General features: G+C 42.3%; 12 protein-coding genes. 6 read left to right on the top strand and 6 right to left on the bottom strand.

The window, feature by feature from the left end:
- Nucleotides 1-393: 393 nt before the first annotated feature.
- Both R2R71_RS19470 and R2R71_RS19465 read right to left on the bottom strand, forming a co-directional pair.
- Nucleotides 394-636 carry a hypothetical protein gene (locus R2R71_RS19470; RefSeq protein ID WP_316832956.1) on the bottom strand — a complete coding sequence of 81 codons (243 nt, stop codon included), beginning with the start codon at nucleotides 634-636 and terminating at the stop codon, nucleotides 394-396.
- A gap of 5 nt (nucleotides 637-641) precedes the next feature.
- Complete coding sequence (locus R2R71_RS19465) at nucleotides 642-2,204, bottom strand: hypothetical protein (RefSeq protein WP_316832955.1); 1,563 nt, start codon at nucleotides 2,202-2,204, stop codon at nucleotides 642-644.
- Nucleotides 2,205-3,109: 905 nt separating this feature from the next.
- Between R2R71_RS19465 and R2R71_RS19460 the strand changes: the two genes are divergently transcribed.
- From R2R71_RS19460 to R2R71_RS19435, 6 genes are read left to right on the top strand one after another with little or no spacing between them, the layout of a single operon-like run.
- On the top strand, nucleotides 3,110-4,309 hold the full coding sequence (locus tag R2R71_RS19460; protein WP_316832954.1) for a reverse transcriptase family protein: 1,200 nt from the start codon (nucleotides 3,110-3,112) through the stop codon (nucleotides 4,307-4,309).
- A complete protein-coding gene (locus R2R71_RS19455) occupies nucleotides 4,293-5,477 on the top strand; it encodes a hypothetical protein (RefSeq protein ID WP_316832953.1) in 1,185 nt (394 codons plus the stop codon). The genes R2R71_RS19460 and R2R71_RS19455 overlap by 17 nt, the downstream gene beginning before the upstream one ends.
- A 3-nt stretch (nucleotides 5,478-5,480) precedes the next feature.
- Nucleotides 5,481-6,092 carry a hypothetical protein gene (locus R2R71_RS19450; protein WP_316832952.1) on the top strand — a complete coding sequence of 204 codons (612 nt, stop codon included), beginning with the start codon at nucleotides 5,481-5,483 and terminating at the stop codon, nucleotides 6,090-6,092.
- 1 nt (nucleotide 6,093) lies between these two features.
- Nucleotides 6,094-6,792: a hypothetical protein gene (locus tag R2R71_RS19445; RefSeq protein ID WP_316832951.1), complete on the top strand. Its 699-nt coding sequence runs from the start codon at nucleotides 6,094-6,096 to the stop codon at nucleotides 6,790-6,792.
- On the top strand, nucleotides 6,789-7,934 hold the full coding sequence (locus R2R71_RS19440) for a response regulator (RefSeq protein WP_316832950.1): 1,146 nt from the start codon (nucleotides 6,789-6,791) through the stop codon (nucleotides 7,932-7,934). Before R2R71_RS19445 ends, R2R71_RS19440 begins: the two co-directional genes overlap by 4 nt.
- Nucleotides 7,935-7,972: 38 nt before the next feature.
- On the top strand, nucleotides 7,973-8,983 hold the full coding sequence (locus R2R71_RS19435) for a WYL domain-containing protein (protein WP_316832949.1): 1,011 nt from the start codon (nucleotides 7,973-7,975) through the stop codon (nucleotides 8,981-8,983).
- 12 nt (nucleotides 8,984-8,995) lie between these two features.
- On the opposite strand, the gene R2R71_RS19430 is transcribed toward R2R71_RS19435, so the two are convergent.
- From R2R71_RS19430 to R2R71_RS19415, 4 genes are all read right to left on the bottom strand, one after another.
- Nucleotides 8,996-9,631: an SEC-C domain-containing protein gene (locus R2R71_RS19430; RefSeq protein ID WP_316832948.1), complete on the bottom strand. Its 636-nt coding sequence runs from the start codon at nucleotides 9,629-9,631 to the stop codon at nucleotides 8,996-8,998.
- 1 nt (nucleotide 9,632) lies between these two features.
- Complete coding sequence (locus R2R71_RS19425; RefSeq protein ID WP_316832947.1) at nucleotides 9,633-10,577, bottom strand: cyclic GMP-AMP synthase DncV-like nucleotidyltransferase; 945 nt, start codon at nucleotides 10,575-10,577, stop codon at nucleotides 9,633-9,635.
- A 4-nt stretch (nucleotides 10,578-10,581) separates the two neighbouring features.
- Nucleotides 10,582-11,655: a CBASS cGAMP-activated phospholipase gene (locus tag R2R71_RS19420; RefSeq protein ID WP_316832946.1), complete on the bottom strand. Its 1,074-nt coding sequence runs from the start codon at nucleotides 11,653-11,655 to the stop codon at nucleotides 10,582-10,584.
- 177 nt (nucleotides 11,656-11,832) lie between these two features.
- Entirely contained in the window at nucleotides 11,833-14,982 is a 3,150-nt protein-coding gene (locus R2R71_RS19415; protein WP_316832945.1) for a hypothetical protein, read from the bottom strand.
- Nucleotides 14,983-14,985 lie beyond the last annotated feature (3 nt).

Below are 14,985 nucleotides of genomic sequence, written 5' to 3'. Positions count from 1 at the left end.
ATATTATTTTTTGTAGGAATTCTTATACAGTTTTAAAGAAAAATAAATCAAAACCGACCTGCTATCGAACTGTAAATCAAAGAGCTCCTGCAAATGGTGGTTACAAGCTTATATCGTAATGAAGCTGGGGATTTCTAGCGCCATGTTTCATTTATAATTAAGCAATCAAATGCTCAGCCAGCCGCTGAATGGTTAATTTGATCTCAAGAAAAATTTCAGCTCAATCACTCAGTCTAGAAATTTAAACAGCCAATTTAAATTGGCTGTTTTTTGAGGGTTTAAAATAGCATTCAATGAATCCAGGCTATTTTTCAGAATACCGGGAGTGCAAAAGTTATTTCAAACTGATGAAATTACTAAAGTTTGGGAAACATGTTACAACTGAAAATCAGCCTACCACTGCTCTACGTAGGTATACACGTTAATGCTTTGATTGCGATATGGGGCATTGTCTTCATTAACTTCCTCGCGGGTGTGCCGGAATGGACCAGTCCATTTAGGTCTGCCGTTTGGCCTTAGGATGTAACCCCGGTAGCGGTAGGCAATATCAAGGCCAGCAAGAAAGGTCTCCTGATTGATTTCGCCTGCAAAAAATGCTTTTTTCAGCGCAGCGGTACTTTTAGCTAAATTGCTCATAATGCTTAGTTTTTAAATAGTAAAAAAGGTACGGTTAACGAAAGGCCAATGACAAGCTGTTTCCACTGGGAAGTGTCTTTGTCAGTGATGAGTTCGCGTTTTAAATCTTTGTAGGTGGTGGTGAGCTCGATGTTGAGCAATTTCTTTGTTCCAGTCGAATTTAAACCCAGGACGAAACCAGCGCCGAGATCGTAAATTTCTTTTTTCGTATTACGAAAGTCTGCTAGCGCGAATACGTGCCAACCTAGATTCATGTTTTCGCCAAAAAAGCGGTAATAGCTGATGGGTACTTGCCAGGTTTTATAAGGCGTGATCGGATCGGTATAGACATTGTATTCATCAGTCACTTTACGCTCAGCAGTGCCAATAACCGTGCTTGTTTGGGTAAATTTGGAGGTACTGAAATCGGCTAAGTCATTGGTATTTTTAAAAGTTAAACCAATGGTGAATAACCCTGCCCTGCGCACAGGTTTGAGTAGACTATAGTGATTCCACTGTAGTCCTGCGGTTAACCCATCAAAAGGGACTTTGCTTAGTGCCTGATCGAAAGGTAAGCTGACATAATATGTTCGGTAAGCGGCCCTGTTCCAGCTAACGCTGCCGCTCAACCAGCTGATGTGAAGGCCTTCTACGGGTAAGGCCATCTCTAGGGTAAGTTGTTTTTGGGTATATTCTTCCCGAATGGCCCGTTCAGTAAGCTGGGCATAACTAGATGCGGTACTTCCGCTACTTCGCAGGCCATAAAGATCCAATAGCAAGGTGACGCTATCAGCGCGCTCAGTAGTGTCTTTAATGTCTATGGTACTAACAAAATGTATTTCTCTATCGCTTCTTAGGCTATTGGTGAGCATGCTTACCGTATCTTTATTCTTGCTGATTTGCTCGCGTAATGTGGCTAATTCTTCAGCGCATTTGAGTTTTAATGCGTCCGTTTTAGCATCATCTAAATGCTGAAGGGTGGTATTTACTTTGGTCTCTTGCAGCGTAATTTCAATGCGTTTTTCTTTAATTTTCAGCTCATCACGTTGGATTTTTTCTGGAAGCAAGGTAATGGCATTGAGCGCTTTTGCGATTTTAGCATCACGCTCTGCGTTCAGCGCCCTTTGTTTTTCGAGCAGTACGCCCGTCATGGTATAGCCAACTTTTGGGTGATTGGTGCGCCAATGGATTTTAATGCCAATATCAGTTCCGGTGTTGAGCTTGCCCCCTGAAAACAGTTCTGATACGTTATCGCCGGCCACACTGCCCGCGGCATTGAAGCCGATAGCAAAATGCTGTCTTTGCTTTTTATGTTCGGGGTCGTTTCCTCTGCTTTTTGGAAAGAAGTAATTTCCTGATAGGCTGAACTTTCCATCAGTTGGCACTAGGGTAACGTTATTAGACAAACTAGCGAGTTCCTCGCTACCGGTGGCCATTTTGGCAAAGGCAATTCGGGCGATGGAATCGATTGTTCTACCGCTAACCATGCCTTTTTGAGGAATACCGGTAACGGGTGGGGCTTTAGGATTTTGGGCGAAGCCTGGAATGGACAGGGCTAGCGCCAGCATAGCGAGGCTAATTTTTTTCATTTTGGAGCGTTTGTTTGGATAAATAAAGCTATTAGGAATAATTGGATTTATAAATGCTAAGAAGTGGGTATTTTTTCAGGATACATTAAACGTCTTTATAGCAATTACTTAGCACCTGTTTTTATTGCAGCTGGATGTCAGACAATATTGAATCCATCAGCAGTACTTTGTTATGGCATTTATCGAAATAGCGTCACTGAGTTCAGACCTCGATTTGATCAATTAATTTACCATTGGCTGTACTTTTCTCTCATCTACGCTTAATTCGTTAGTACTTGGTTTGGTTACCAGAACCCGATCTTAAGCGGACCGTTTATTTTGCAGCGTCCTTAGCTGAGGGTAATAACTGCTAGGCTGCTAGAAATCGATTACTAAAAAGCTCATCAGGCTCCCCTGTTGAGCGAGGTTGGTTTTGAATTTATTATTTTTTCAACGAAAGCTTCTACCCTTTTAAATTCCGCGCAAAAGCTATATTTTAGCAAAACTAACGCTCGAAAAAGATTACCCTTTAGATTTGTTAATCTGCTGTGCAGCTGTACTGCATAGCTGGAGCGTTAATTTGTATGTTCTTTGAATGCCCGCTTAAGATTTTGATTTCCCAACTGTTGCATTTTTGTGCAAAAATCGGTTGGAAGCTGAGCCCCAGGGTTTAGCTAAACGTCTGTATAGTCATTCATAAGTTTTGCGCTTATAGAAATACGGATGATTTAAATACGATGATTTTTCAAGCCGATTAGCCGCAATGCCGATTTGCCCGAAATCATTTTTTTATTTTAATAAATACGTTTTGAATCATGATGATTTTTTTAATTTATTTTTATTGAAATGATATGTGATATGATATTAAACTGTATTCATAAACAAAGAAAACAATAGCGGGTGTTCAAGGATTTTTGACACACCAAATGAACATTTTACCAGCGCAGCGCGAGTCTATCCGCAACCATTTCTTCCAAATGCAAGATAAGCAAGATTTGCTTGCACTGCTCAATGAGGCAAAGGTACTTTTGTTTGGGCAAAAGGCGCAGGAAATACATTTTCGCCAGCTTAACTTTTATCTTCTTGAGGATTCCAAGGCAAAAAGTTACCGGCGTTTTGAGATCAAAAAGAAGACTGGTGGCAAGCGGGTGATTTATGCACCCACTCAAGGGCTCAAGGTGATTCAACGCTGTTTAGCTTTTATTTTTGGTGAAGTTTACCCGGTTAGTGATTTTGCGACTGGTTTCGTGAGCGGAAGGTCTGTGGTGGATAATGCGCGCTTTCACCTACAGCAGCACTACGTATTTAACCTGGATTTAAAGGATTTCTTTCCTGGGATCGATCAGGCGAGAATTTGGGGAAGGCTTCAACAGGCACCTTTTTCGTTTAACAAGGCAACCGGACGTTTGGCTTTGTCTAATGTACTGGCTAAACTTTGCTGTTTTGAGTTGGAAGTGGAGCGGGTGGATGAATTGGGAAACTTGGTTAGGGTGATGCGAAATGTACTCCCGCAAGGGGCGCCCACCTCTCCTGTGCTTTCAAACCTAATCTGTGAGCGGCTGGATAGACGTTTAGCTGGCGTTGCGAAACGGTTTGGTGCACGCTACAGCCGTTATGCAGATGACATTAGCTTTAGTTCGTTGCATAATTTGTATCAAAAAGACAGTAAGTTTATTCTGGAGGTCGAGCGGGTTATTCAGGATCAAAACTTTTTGATTAATACTAAAAAGACGCGCTTACAGGGAGACGGTTATCGTCAGGAAGTAACGGGATTGCTTGTGAATGAAAAAATTAATGTGCGAAGATCTTACATCAAGTCGCTGCGCAAGTGGCTTTATTTATGGGAACAATATGGCCTTGATAAAGCCAGTGGGCTATTTAAAATGCAATATCTATCGGATAAGGGTGCTATCAAAGTCAGTGCGCCGGAAATGGAAAGGGTATTGAAGGGAAAACTGGATTATCTAGCGATGGTGAAGGGAAGCCATGATGGAACCTATCAAAAGCTGATGGCGCGTTTTCTCGCGCTCGCGCCAAGGCAGAATGCGATTACCGCGATACTGGATATCTGGGAGCGTGAAGGTATTGAACAGGCAATGAAGAAATATTATGAGCAAACCGCATAGTTTAAAAAAGACACGTGTAGATTTCATCAGTGATTTGCTTCAATCCAGGAAATTGGGTGCAGGCGAAAAGGAAAGGGTTTTTAGCCTAGTGGCCAGGGAAATTGACTTTATGGAAAGTAAGGGAGATTTTATCATCTCAGAAATTGAGGCCATTAAGGCACAGTTGGATGTAGTTGTTCCAGAGCAAATTGTTTCCACGGTTGCCAAGGAAGAGAAAGTTGACTTACCTGAATTAGTGATCGAGAATTATAAGAATCCTGAAAATAACGGTAACTTTTTAAAAGAACTTAATCAAGATCCAGTGCTAAAAAGTTTAACACATAACACGGATACCAACCAATTGTTAAGCATTAATGATGCCTTAGGTTTAAGCCAGTATGACTTTGAAACGCACTTGAAGGAGATTCGTAGGCGGTACCAGGTTTTGGCAAATAAATATTTTTATAAGTTATCAAAAGGTTTATGGGATAAAGTCTTTCAATATATTCATGGGCATAAAACTTGGTCAGAGGATAAAATCAAAACAAGTTGGAGCAGTCCAGACCTTTTAAAGTGGGCAAAAGAGCATCCCGGATGTTCGCCCAATCCGACCATAGATGTGAGCACAGAAATGTTTAAATTTCCACTAATCACCACAAAAAATGGAGATCCGATTAACACAATGCCAGCACTTGTATTGTTCTTTAAAGCGCAAGTGACCGTTCGTTTCGACAACAACCTCTATGATTTAGTGGATGGCTGGAATATTCATTTTGCTGGTAGGGTTAAATTCAATCTTGATAAGCTTAAGAGCAAGATAGAATTTTTCACTGATGTGGAAAAATTGCACCAGGCTTATAGGCATCTGATACAGTTGTGTATAGATTGCCACCCAAATGAGCTACCAGATATTGTTTTAGGTGTAGAAATGAGCGAGGAAAAGAAAGTTGTTTTTTCCATCTGGCAGACAAATGCTGTTTGCAAACGTACAAAAGAAGATCTGTTAACTCGTTATGGAGCGACTTTTACAGGCCTGATCAAAAATCAGCTCAATGGCCTTTGTGACTGGACATTAGATGCTGATTTTGGGGATGGTGATTATTCGAGCATTTCGATATGGCCCAGAAAAGCAGAAAGTAGACCTATAGAAAAAATGATTGGTCTGCGTTATAATTTAATATTTAGTTAGTTTATGGTTTATTTGATTGATGACAAGCGGGAGCGGCAGCAAAAGCTCGGCTGGACGCAGGAGAAATTAGCTGGCTTTAAAGATGTGTTAACCCCAATTTATGACAATGCCGAACTTGAATTGCACAAAGGTGAGTTATTTAATGAGGGAAACGCCATATTGTTTCATGAATCTTTTTTTGATAATCCGCTAAATAAAAAAAATGATGAAGCGGATGAGATTGGTCAGCGACTTGCGGAATTTTCGGAAAAAAGGTCTTTTCCAATTGTCAGGTTTAGTGGATCGATGGGTTCGCGGCGAATTAGAGATTTACTTGCGACAATGCCTTTCGCTACCCTTTATCAACATTTGCTGATATTTCTAGAATTCTACCGTGCTACTCATGAAGTATCGTTTAAGAAGCTTGTTTTTGGAAGTAACGACCAGGCTGAAGAAATTTTGCAACATAAAGCTGAGATTTACAGGTCACTTTTTGATAAACAGGATACCGATAGTTTCAAACTAAATGCAAAAATTAATCAAAGTTTGAAACAATTAGAATTGATTACGAAATCGCAACTAGTGGTCACGGGTATCACAAATGCATGCTTTAAACGACAATTGGAGGAGCTTTAAAATGGGCATTATTTTTACCTTACCTGATTCACTTATAGCTCAGGCTGATTTCAAAGAATATTTGTTCGTTGAAATTGAAGAGGTCGACCATCAGCATTTAGATCAATGGATGGATAAAATGATAAAACGTCTTGACAAGGATGCGGTTAACATTTTTCTACCCTTAGTCTTTGGGAGTACCGGAACAGATCTCTTGGGTTTAAGGCTTGCGATGCATATTCGCTGCACATCCAGTCCTTTCCAGTGCGCTAATATATTTATCTACGGAACCGAATCTTTAAATAAAATTAGGGAACATGAATTTGCATGCCTATTCCAAACAGCGGGTACCGCTTTAATTGATTATAATTTTCACACGCTTAAAAAATTTGCGCAGCAGGTTTCACCCACTATTTCAAGGGATCAGCTGGCGATGGTTATGGGAAAAATACATCTGGAAGTTCCAAAAAATTATTATGATAGCCATAGTATTGCCAACATCTGGGGTATGCATCGTTTGTTGGAATTGGCGCAAATAGCGCCTTCTTCAGTAGCCTCATTGAACTCAAAAAAAAATCAGCTGTACAATATTTACTTTAAATGGTTACTGGTTAAAAATTCAGACAGCAAAATAATTAATGATGAAGTTGTGGAGGTGAAAAAGCAGTATGCCCAGCGTCTGTCGGGCTTAAAAATTATTAGAAAGATAGATTTGAAATGAAGCCCAGGATATTATTAATCGATGATGAAGCCAATCAAGGTTGGAAGGAAACCGTGGAGAAAGTTTTCTTTAATGGAGATGAAATTGATGCTGCCATCACCAAGGAAGAGGCGGTAGCGGCATTAGATAGAACACATTATGACCTAATTTTTTTAGACCTGCGTTTTGGGGAAAACGACCATCAGGTGAAGCACTTAGAAAAGTTCCAGGGTTATGAAATTCTAACTTCAGAAATCCGTGGTGGTTTCGACAAAGTGAATTTTACCACACCAGTCATTTTATTTACGGCCTCGAATAAAATCTGGAACATCCATGGGATGCTCGAGGCGGGCGCTGATGATTTTTACATCAAGGAACACCCTGATCAGGCCACGGACATAGAATTTTCAAGACAAAACTTCATCCGGTTAACGAAGCAAATCCCAAGTTTGATTGCTTTAGGTGTTAAGCGGCAGCAGTTACTCACGCAGGTTAACGAAATTATAGCGCTAATTGCCACTGAGATTTACAATCAGAACATCCGCGAACGTATTGCTCAAAAACTAAAAATTGGCTTTACGACCCTTTTTCATCGCCACTCCGCTTTTGAGCAGCAGCAGTTTGCCTTCAGCCAGGAGCTTATGGCTTACATTTGTTTTTGGTCCATCCTCGAAGAGATTACCAAAGATGGTTTCCAGGACAATTGGATAAAGTCTGGTGCAAATGAAGGGGAAATGGCCGGTGGAAATTGGCGTTTAAGAAATGGCGAGCCCTTTATTGAAAACTTAACTTACACCAATTCGGGTGTTCTCACTGGCCACTATCAGATAGAGCTGATCTATGATGCGGGTGCTTATAAAAAGCAGCAGCGGTTTTTAGCCTTGAATGATCCAGAGTTAGGGCATTATCAAAAGAAAATCGGCCTACCTTTGCAGGTCTATGCACAAGTGATACTGGGCAAAAATTGGTCAGCATCCAAAGCGAAAACCAAATTTCATCCCCTTGTGCAATTCCGAAATCAGGTCGATTTTATCCACAGTTCAGTCGGCGCTATCTTTAATAAAAATTTGAACGATGTGCAGGATAAAACTAATGCTTTCAATCACTGCGTCAAAATGCTGGATTTTATTAAGGAGTTATTGGCTTCTCCCTGGACGAGCTGATGTTTTTTATTTAAATTTCTAAACGACAAATCTTAGCTATGGCTACTAATAAACATGCACAGATCCGTTACCTTGCCCTAAATGATTGTTTTTGCAATTTGGGCCGCCGTTATTTTATGGAAGATTTGGTGGAGGCTTGTTCGAAAGCCATCACCGAGTATAGTGGTGGGGCGCTTGAAGTGAAACGGCGACAGGTATTTGAGGATATTAACTTTATGGAAAGTGAGCGCGGTTACAAGGCGGAGATCAGTAGACATAAGCACGGCAAACGCGTGTATTACCGCTACAAAGATCCAAAGTTTAGTTTAATGAACCGCTTGCTAAATGCCTCGGAGATGGACCGGATTAAAGAAGTGCTTATTACCTTATCGCGTTTCAAGGGCATGCCGCAGTTTGAATGGATTGATGATATTTCCAGCCGACTGCATAGCATCAGTGGCCAGGATGAAGTAAAAATTATCGACTTTGCACAGAACCAGTTTTTAAAGGGGCTTAATTTTATAACGCCAATTTTTAATGCTGCTTTTTACAAAAGAGCTCTGGCAATAGAATACCAAAAGTTCAATGAAACAAAACCATTCACACTCATCGTCCACCCCTATTACCTCAAGCAATATAATTTGCGCTGGTTTATGTTTGGTAAAGATGAGAAGAGTCCTAAGCTAGTTAATTTTGCCTTGGACCGAATAATCAGCATCGAGGAGCAGGCTATCGCTTATCAGGAAAATACCGAAATCGATTTCGGTGAATATTTTGAAGACATTGTCGGGGTGACCGTGCTGGATAAACCGGTCGAGAAAATACGGCTTAGAATCGCGCCAAACTTGTGGCCTTACATTGAAACCAAGCCCATCCATGAATCGCAAAAGCGCTTAAAGCAAGTTAAGGAACACATTGAAGTAGAGCTGAATCTGATTGTAAACTATGAGCTGACCTCCCAATTGCTTGCTCACGGTCCGGGTATTCAGGTACTGGCGCCGGCTTCGCTAGCCGAAGAGATGAAAGCAAAGATTTCGCAGATGTTGGCGCTATATGAACCGAAAGACTAGGCCTCAGCTCACCTAGCGCAAACGAACAAGTATCTCGCTAATTTCTCCGGCTTCGAGTAAGGATAACTGCTCGAGGCTATCCCGGTGGCATTTCCTGAATTTCTGCCCACTGCCACAAAAGCAGTCTGCGGACCTGGAGGGTTTAATGCCATGGGCAAGGATTGATAAGCCTTTGAAAATAAGCTTATCATCGCCCGTTCGAAACACCTCGCGAAAAAACTCCAGCCAGCCTAAAGTGCTGTGGGCCCGTTCCTGCAGAAAATAGCCATTTAGCCGCCTGAAGGTTTGACTAAAAAAAAAGGGCAAAACTTCCTCCTGGATGAAACGGCTTAAGCTGATGCCTTTCCTGCAGCTGATAAGTTCTTCTGGGAGCGTTTTCAGGCAGCAGTGTCCACCGGTTTCATAGATATGCCAATCATAGTTTTTTGGGATCCTGCCGCCGGTTTCAAATACCTTAGGAAAACTCTTAGGAAAATCTGTGCTGGCCTGGATGCGGATTTGATAGCCATCAAGCGCGTGCCCTTGCGCATCTTGCAGCGTGATTGTTCCGCTTAGCTCCGGAACGCCATCTAGCGAGGATAGCTGGAGTCCCGGAAAAGCGTCCAGGCAGGCGGGCGCCTGCGCGATGAAATTTTGATAGCCTTGCATATTAACAGTCTACATAGGGTTTAGCGCTTCCGATGCCTGCGATGAGCACAGCGTTTGCGGCATTGGATTCATTTTTATCCTCACCCAAGGGAAAGCGTTCACCCAGGTGTTTTCGGTACAGCTGACTCGCTTTTCGCTCATTAGGTTCTTTAAGCGCTTTTTCAGCATCCTGGATAAAAGATTCCAGGTTATCCATGAAATTTTTCTTACGTTCCGGGCTGTAGTTTTCGAAAAGGTCATCAAAAGGAACCGCAGGAACCATGCAGCTGAAATGCGCTGATAAGGCTTTCTTGATTTCTTTCAGTACATCAATTAGTGCAATGTCTTCGCGGTCATTGAGCACGATTTTATCCAGAGCATTCACAGCCAAAACCGTCATAGCAAGCCCACTTGGCATTTTGTTACGCTTATAATCGCACCAGGCCTTAAGGTCTTTAACGATGCGCACGAGCATGCCAGCGGCATCTTTTTTACCGTTAAACCATTTAACAACTGCCTTTGGGTCGCTATCCTCCCAGCCTTGGTTTTTCACCGCAATACGGTACTGCTGTCCATCAATTTTATAGTACACTGGAAAATCGATTTCATAATCGCCGGCAAAGGTCTTGCGGATGCATTTTTTGCGGTGCTCGGGTGAAGTTACGGTATAGCCGTTTACCGCATCCCAAACCCAGCCTTGTAGGGTGGTCGCGCTAACATCTGGACTGCGGAAGAAGTAAATACCGTCATCTAAATCGCAGATGTCGTCTTTGGTGCGAATCGCGGAACCCATTTTGTAGGAACCTTGGATAAAAAACTTGGGCAGGTATTCGGGGTGGTTTTCTTTAAAGTATTTACGAATACGTGCACGCAAGGCATCACGCGAGGTGATCATGCGTGATTTTTTTGAATTGGAAAGGGCCAGTTCATCCTGAAACTGCCCAAAAAGGTGGTTTAAGTTTGCCATAATATTAATTGATATTTAAGAATTTAAGAATTTGGTGTAAGTGGTTTTTAGAGAGTTCATCGCCTATGGCTTCCATACGCTGTAGGGACTTTTTGTCAGAAGCATTCAGCTCGATGGGGTCGCCAGCGAGGTCTTGTTGGATACGCAAATAATCGAAACTGAGTTCCTTTTTGGCTAGCGCACGGTTTAAAAAGGCGATGTATTGCTCGGTAATTTGTGCCTGGGTGTCCAGTACGATGTCTACGATACGGGGATTGGGAAATAACCAGTAAAAGATGGATTTTGGCCGCCAGCTTCGCTTGATAATCTGCTTGCCTTTTCCTGTACCGAGTGAAAGCAGGCTAACCTCCGACAGGTCGTAGCCCAGTTTATCGGTGGCCTCAAAAAGGCCAATCAGCGCTGGGTTATTGGCAAATAAGCCGCCATCAATCATGTTCACGTTCTGTCCTGAGCCATATTCATTTTTAAAGCTGAAGCTATGGGGCGGAAAGTAGATGGGCGCTGATGCACTGGCCATGGCCACATCGTGTGCAGGTAGCTTATAGTCGCGGGTATAATCCGCATGGTGTTTGGTCTTGAGTACGTTGATGGCCCCATCATTGCCATTAAAGGAAGGGATGCAGACTTTGGTCTTGAGGTCTTTAAGTAAGGGCACCTCGCCCCCATTGGCCTGAGTGTAGATTTCTTTAAGGGTTTTGAGCAGTTTTTTATTGCTGTATATCGCCGAAAAGAATGCCCGGGATTTACTGGGTAAACATTTCAAGATGAACCTTGGAAAAATGGCTTTTGCATTTTTCTTATAGAATTCCACGAGCTCAGCTGAAGGGATGCCCAGGGCAATAGCGATGGCTAATATCGCGCCAGTAGAGGTGCCGCAGATTAAGTCAAAATGTTCATATAGCTTTTTGCCAGGTGCCTTTTCCTGGAGCTCGTATTCCAGGTCGGCTAATACCTTGGCTGGAATTATCCCTCTGATGCCGCCGCCATCAATGGATAATATCCTAAATTTCTTTTTTGTTTCCATGTGTGTTGCTTTCATGGAACAAATATTATCGCTACCTGTGCAGTCTATCTGCACAGATTATTTTACGGAATTTTTTCGCTTTAATTTGCATTTTTTGATAGCAAAAAAAAACGTTTGTGTTGGCAAACACATAGGGATAAAAGGTTTCCGGGCGCATAGCAAACCTGTTGTCTTTACTATGCTCGGCTTAGCTGTGGAGCGAATTGGCGCTGCTGCTATCGATAAAAAGAATTAGTGATACTGCTGAGCCACTTGATCTGCTTCTGCCCTTAACCTTTCATATTCGGCTTGGAATAAAGCAGGTTTTACGCTCTCAAAGGTTGGACCGGTATAAATAACTTGAAACTTTTCCTTATCATATGTGCTGGTGCGCGCATCTTCCATGCGCTTGAATTCGTTTGTCCATGCCCTTAGATGCGTTTCAAGTAGATCGAAATTAGCTTGCATTTGATTGGAAATAAGTTTTCTTTGAGCAGTTATGAGTTTAATGAGATTGAGATCCAATTGGTAGAGTTCTGATGCAAACTGATAACTATAACCAGCCTCTGTGTAATGCTGGTAGGCGAGTTTGCTTTCTGCAAAATAATCCAATAATGGCTTGAAAAGCATCGATATTGTATCTGTAGCGTAACTTGAAAGGCTGCGATTTTGCTTAGCGTTCCTAAGTTGAGTTGGTATTGCCTTTGCAAGTTGATATTCATTTCTATTAGGTTTTTTCCCAGCAGGTGTCTGGTTTGCTTTGCGCTCAGCGGGTTCTGCTTTTATGGAATCTCTATCTATCCAGCGTTGGATCATCTCCCTGGTTCCGATCTTTGGTCCCCCACTGTATAGGAGCAGCAACTTTGCATGCAGCAGTATTAACGCGTCCAGCTGTTTTTGGGTGATTTGTTTTTTCGCCAATTGCAGCGCTAGGGCTGGTTTGGAAGTGGTTAGGGAGTAAGGATTATAGGCATCGGAATTGTAAAATTGCGCTTCAAATGTCTGTTTTAGCTCGACTGGTATGCCTTGATAAAAATTGGAGCCAAAGTCACTGTCTGGAATTCTCGCTTTACCTCCAGCGCTCGAGGAGCGGTAGATCAATTTAAGGTAATGCTTAATCGAGTCGGCGCTCGGGATATAGCCTTCACCCTTTATCATTCGAATAGAACTGAAGAGTTGCGAAATAAAACTAGCAGAAGGGCTCAGGTCTAAGCCGGGGTAGCGAGTCACTGCTGGAGCTTGATAGGACTTGATCTGCAGATTATAGTTTAAGGCCTGGAGGTTGTAAAATGCTTCAAAACTGGTCTTGCTGGCTACAGATCTTCGCAATTGCGATACGACAGAATCTGCTGTATTGGCGTTTTGAAAATTTGGGTCTGCATTTGCTATTTTCACCGCTAAATTATTATGGTATGCGGCCAGATCTTCATGCTGGCTAATTAGGAGTGGTTTGAATAGTATAAAAGCAATCGCAATGAGACTGAGCAAAAGCAAATGCACCGTCCAGCGCTTTTGCTGAATTTTCTTAGTTAATCTCGACCGGGTTAATTCATCATCAATTAGTCCACTTTGATGATAGACCATTAGGCTAGAGATGGCGGTTTTAGCTTTTGCAGGATCACTGGATTGTGCATGGAGTTCGAATAATCTAATTTTACGCTCCATTCCAGCCAGGCTATCTTCGCCATTTCCCACAAGAATAGTGCGCGCTAATAGCGATTCTATTCCCAGTAGTACGGGTTCTTTAAGCGATTTATCAACTAAAGATGTTAGTCTTTGACGCAGTTGAAATGGAATTTGTGCGCACTTTAACCAAGGCAAAGGGCTGATAAGCATTAAGTTTTCGAAATTTACCAAGGCATTGACGCCCGCAGCTTTTTCGATCGCTAGTCCAATAGCGATGGTGACCTCCCAGTTTGGAGTGGGATAAAGTGTTGTGCTATATGCCCATTGCAATAGCACGCCTTGTCTAGCTGCCGGAATAGCTGGCTGATTAAAAAAATTGATGAGGTCATCTTCATCGATGGCCTCAATTTCCTTTATAAAAAGTGGATTCGGTCTAGCCGGTAATTGCTCATGACGATAACGCTCAGCACTGGAGAAATCCGGGTTATTCATTTTTAAATAATTACAAGCTTCACTCCAACCCGATGGACTTGATGGAAACAGGGCGAAAAAAGGTGATAGTGCTTGTTCAACAAAGGAATGCTCCAGAAATGGATTGGGAGTTAAAATGACCCTTTTAGCCCAGCTTTCCATGGCCGGTTCTACCCACGCTTTAAGCTGACCAGATTGGTAGTCAATTAAATGACTCCCGTCCGAAAAAATCACTACATCATGTTCTGGGAAGATAATTGACAGCTCTTTTAAACTTATCCCACTTTCGTAACCGGCGCTCTGGCAATAACGCAAATCATCCCGGAAATAGAACATATTCAGTTCCACCCCTTCCCGATCAAAAAAATCGATCAGGGTTTTATATAGGAAGCTTTGTTGGTCATAGAAATTAAAGTCTATCAAAAAAAGGTATTTATTGCGATTTAAGTTTTGTCGATAGACAATCGAGGTGAATCCGCAGGTCTTTAAGCTTTTCTTTATTGACGCCCCGATGTCGATGTGCTTTTGTTTGCTTTCTTTTCTATGCTTTAAATCCCTAGCCCATAGAAAAGTTTGGTTGCTGGTTTTGATTAATCCGTCCTGGTTGGGTAGCAGCAGAAAATGCGGGGGTTTTGTATTTCTGGATATTTTCGTTTTTCTGCTGCCCAGCCATAGAACTGAGACATAGGCGAGCAGGCTGAAACCTAGAAAGGTGATTAATGTAAGGTAATTGATTTGGCTGTTGCTGCCTTCTTGAGCGAGCAGGTAAGGTTCCTTTGCTACATTTTGGCGGTAAGTTAATTCAGGGGATACATTTTTATCCGAATCAGTCCTTTTACCCGCTGCAGTTTTAGTTGCCGAACCTCCGGTTTCGACAACGGCTTTTTGAGTGTAAAAGTAAAGCAGCGCGATTAAGCTACTGTACACCAGCAGAACAGCAATGACAGTTTTCCAGCTTGTTTTTTTTGCGGTCTCAGTGGTCTGGTGCGCGATTGGTGAGGATTGTGCGCTCAGCTGCTGATTAAACAAATGGAAAAAATCGGAACTCACCCGGTAGAATTTCTCTTGTTCACTTTGGTTCTTGATGATAACTGGGCAGATCAGCTGGCAGACTTCATCAAGGCTCGAAGGGATGAGCCGCGAACGATTTTCGAGGTTTTCAACAGGGATCCCACTGGGCAAGAAATGGCTAATTATATTTAAACATTGTTGGTGACTGGCGATGCCAATAGCAAGCTTATGCTCCTGGAGGTGCAGGAGGAATTCCACCAAGGGGAACGGCACATATGTTATCGATTTTCGCAAATA

Source organism: Pedobacter aquatilis, assembly GCF_032678405.1.
Classification (GTDB): Bacteria; Bacteroidota; Bacteroidia; order Sphingobacteriales; family Sphingobacteriaceae; genus Pedobacter; species Pedobacter aquatilis_A.
This window is presented reverse-complemented; position numbering and strand designations above follow the sequence as displayed.

Coding starts and splice junctions, on each gene's coding strand:
- R2R71_RS19440 (WP_316832950.1), top strand. CDS start 6,789: ATGAAGCCCAGGATATTATTAATCGATGATGAAGCCAATCAAGGTTGG.
- R2R71_RS19430 (WP_316832948.1), bottom strand. CDS start 9,631: ATGCAAGGCTATCAAAATTTCATCGCGCAGGCGCCCGCCTGCCTGGAC.
- R2R71_RS19455 (WP_316832953.1), top strand. CDS start 4,293: ATGAGCAAACCGCATAGTTTAAAAAAGACACGTGTAGATTTCATCAGT.
- R2R71_RS19470 (WP_316832956.1), bottom strand. CDS start 636: ATGAGCAATTTAGCTAAAAGTACCGCTGCGCTGAAAAAAGCATTTTTT.
- R2R71_RS19450 (WP_316832952.1), top strand. CDS start 5,481: ATGGTTTATTTGATTGATGACAAGCGGGAGCGGCAGCAAAAGCTCGGC.
- R2R71_RS19445 (WP_316832951.1), top strand. CDS start 6,094: ATGGGCATTATTTTTACCTTACCTGATTCACTTATAGCTCAGGCTGAT.
- R2R71_RS19425 (WP_316832947.1), bottom strand. CDS start 10,577: ATGGCAAACTTAAACCACCTTTTTGGGCAGTTTCAGGATGAACTGGCC.
- R2R71_RS19435 (WP_316832949.1), top strand. CDS start 7,973: ATGGCTACTAATAAACATGCACAGATCCGTTACCTTGCCCTAAATGAT.
- R2R71_RS19460 (WP_316832954.1), top strand. CDS start 3,110: ATGAACATTTTACCAGCGCAGCGCGAGTCTATCCGCAACCATTTCTTC.
- R2R71_RS19465 (WP_316832955.1), bottom strand. CDS start 2,204: ATGAAAAAAATTAGCCTCGCTATGCTGGCGCTAGCCCTGTCCATTCCA.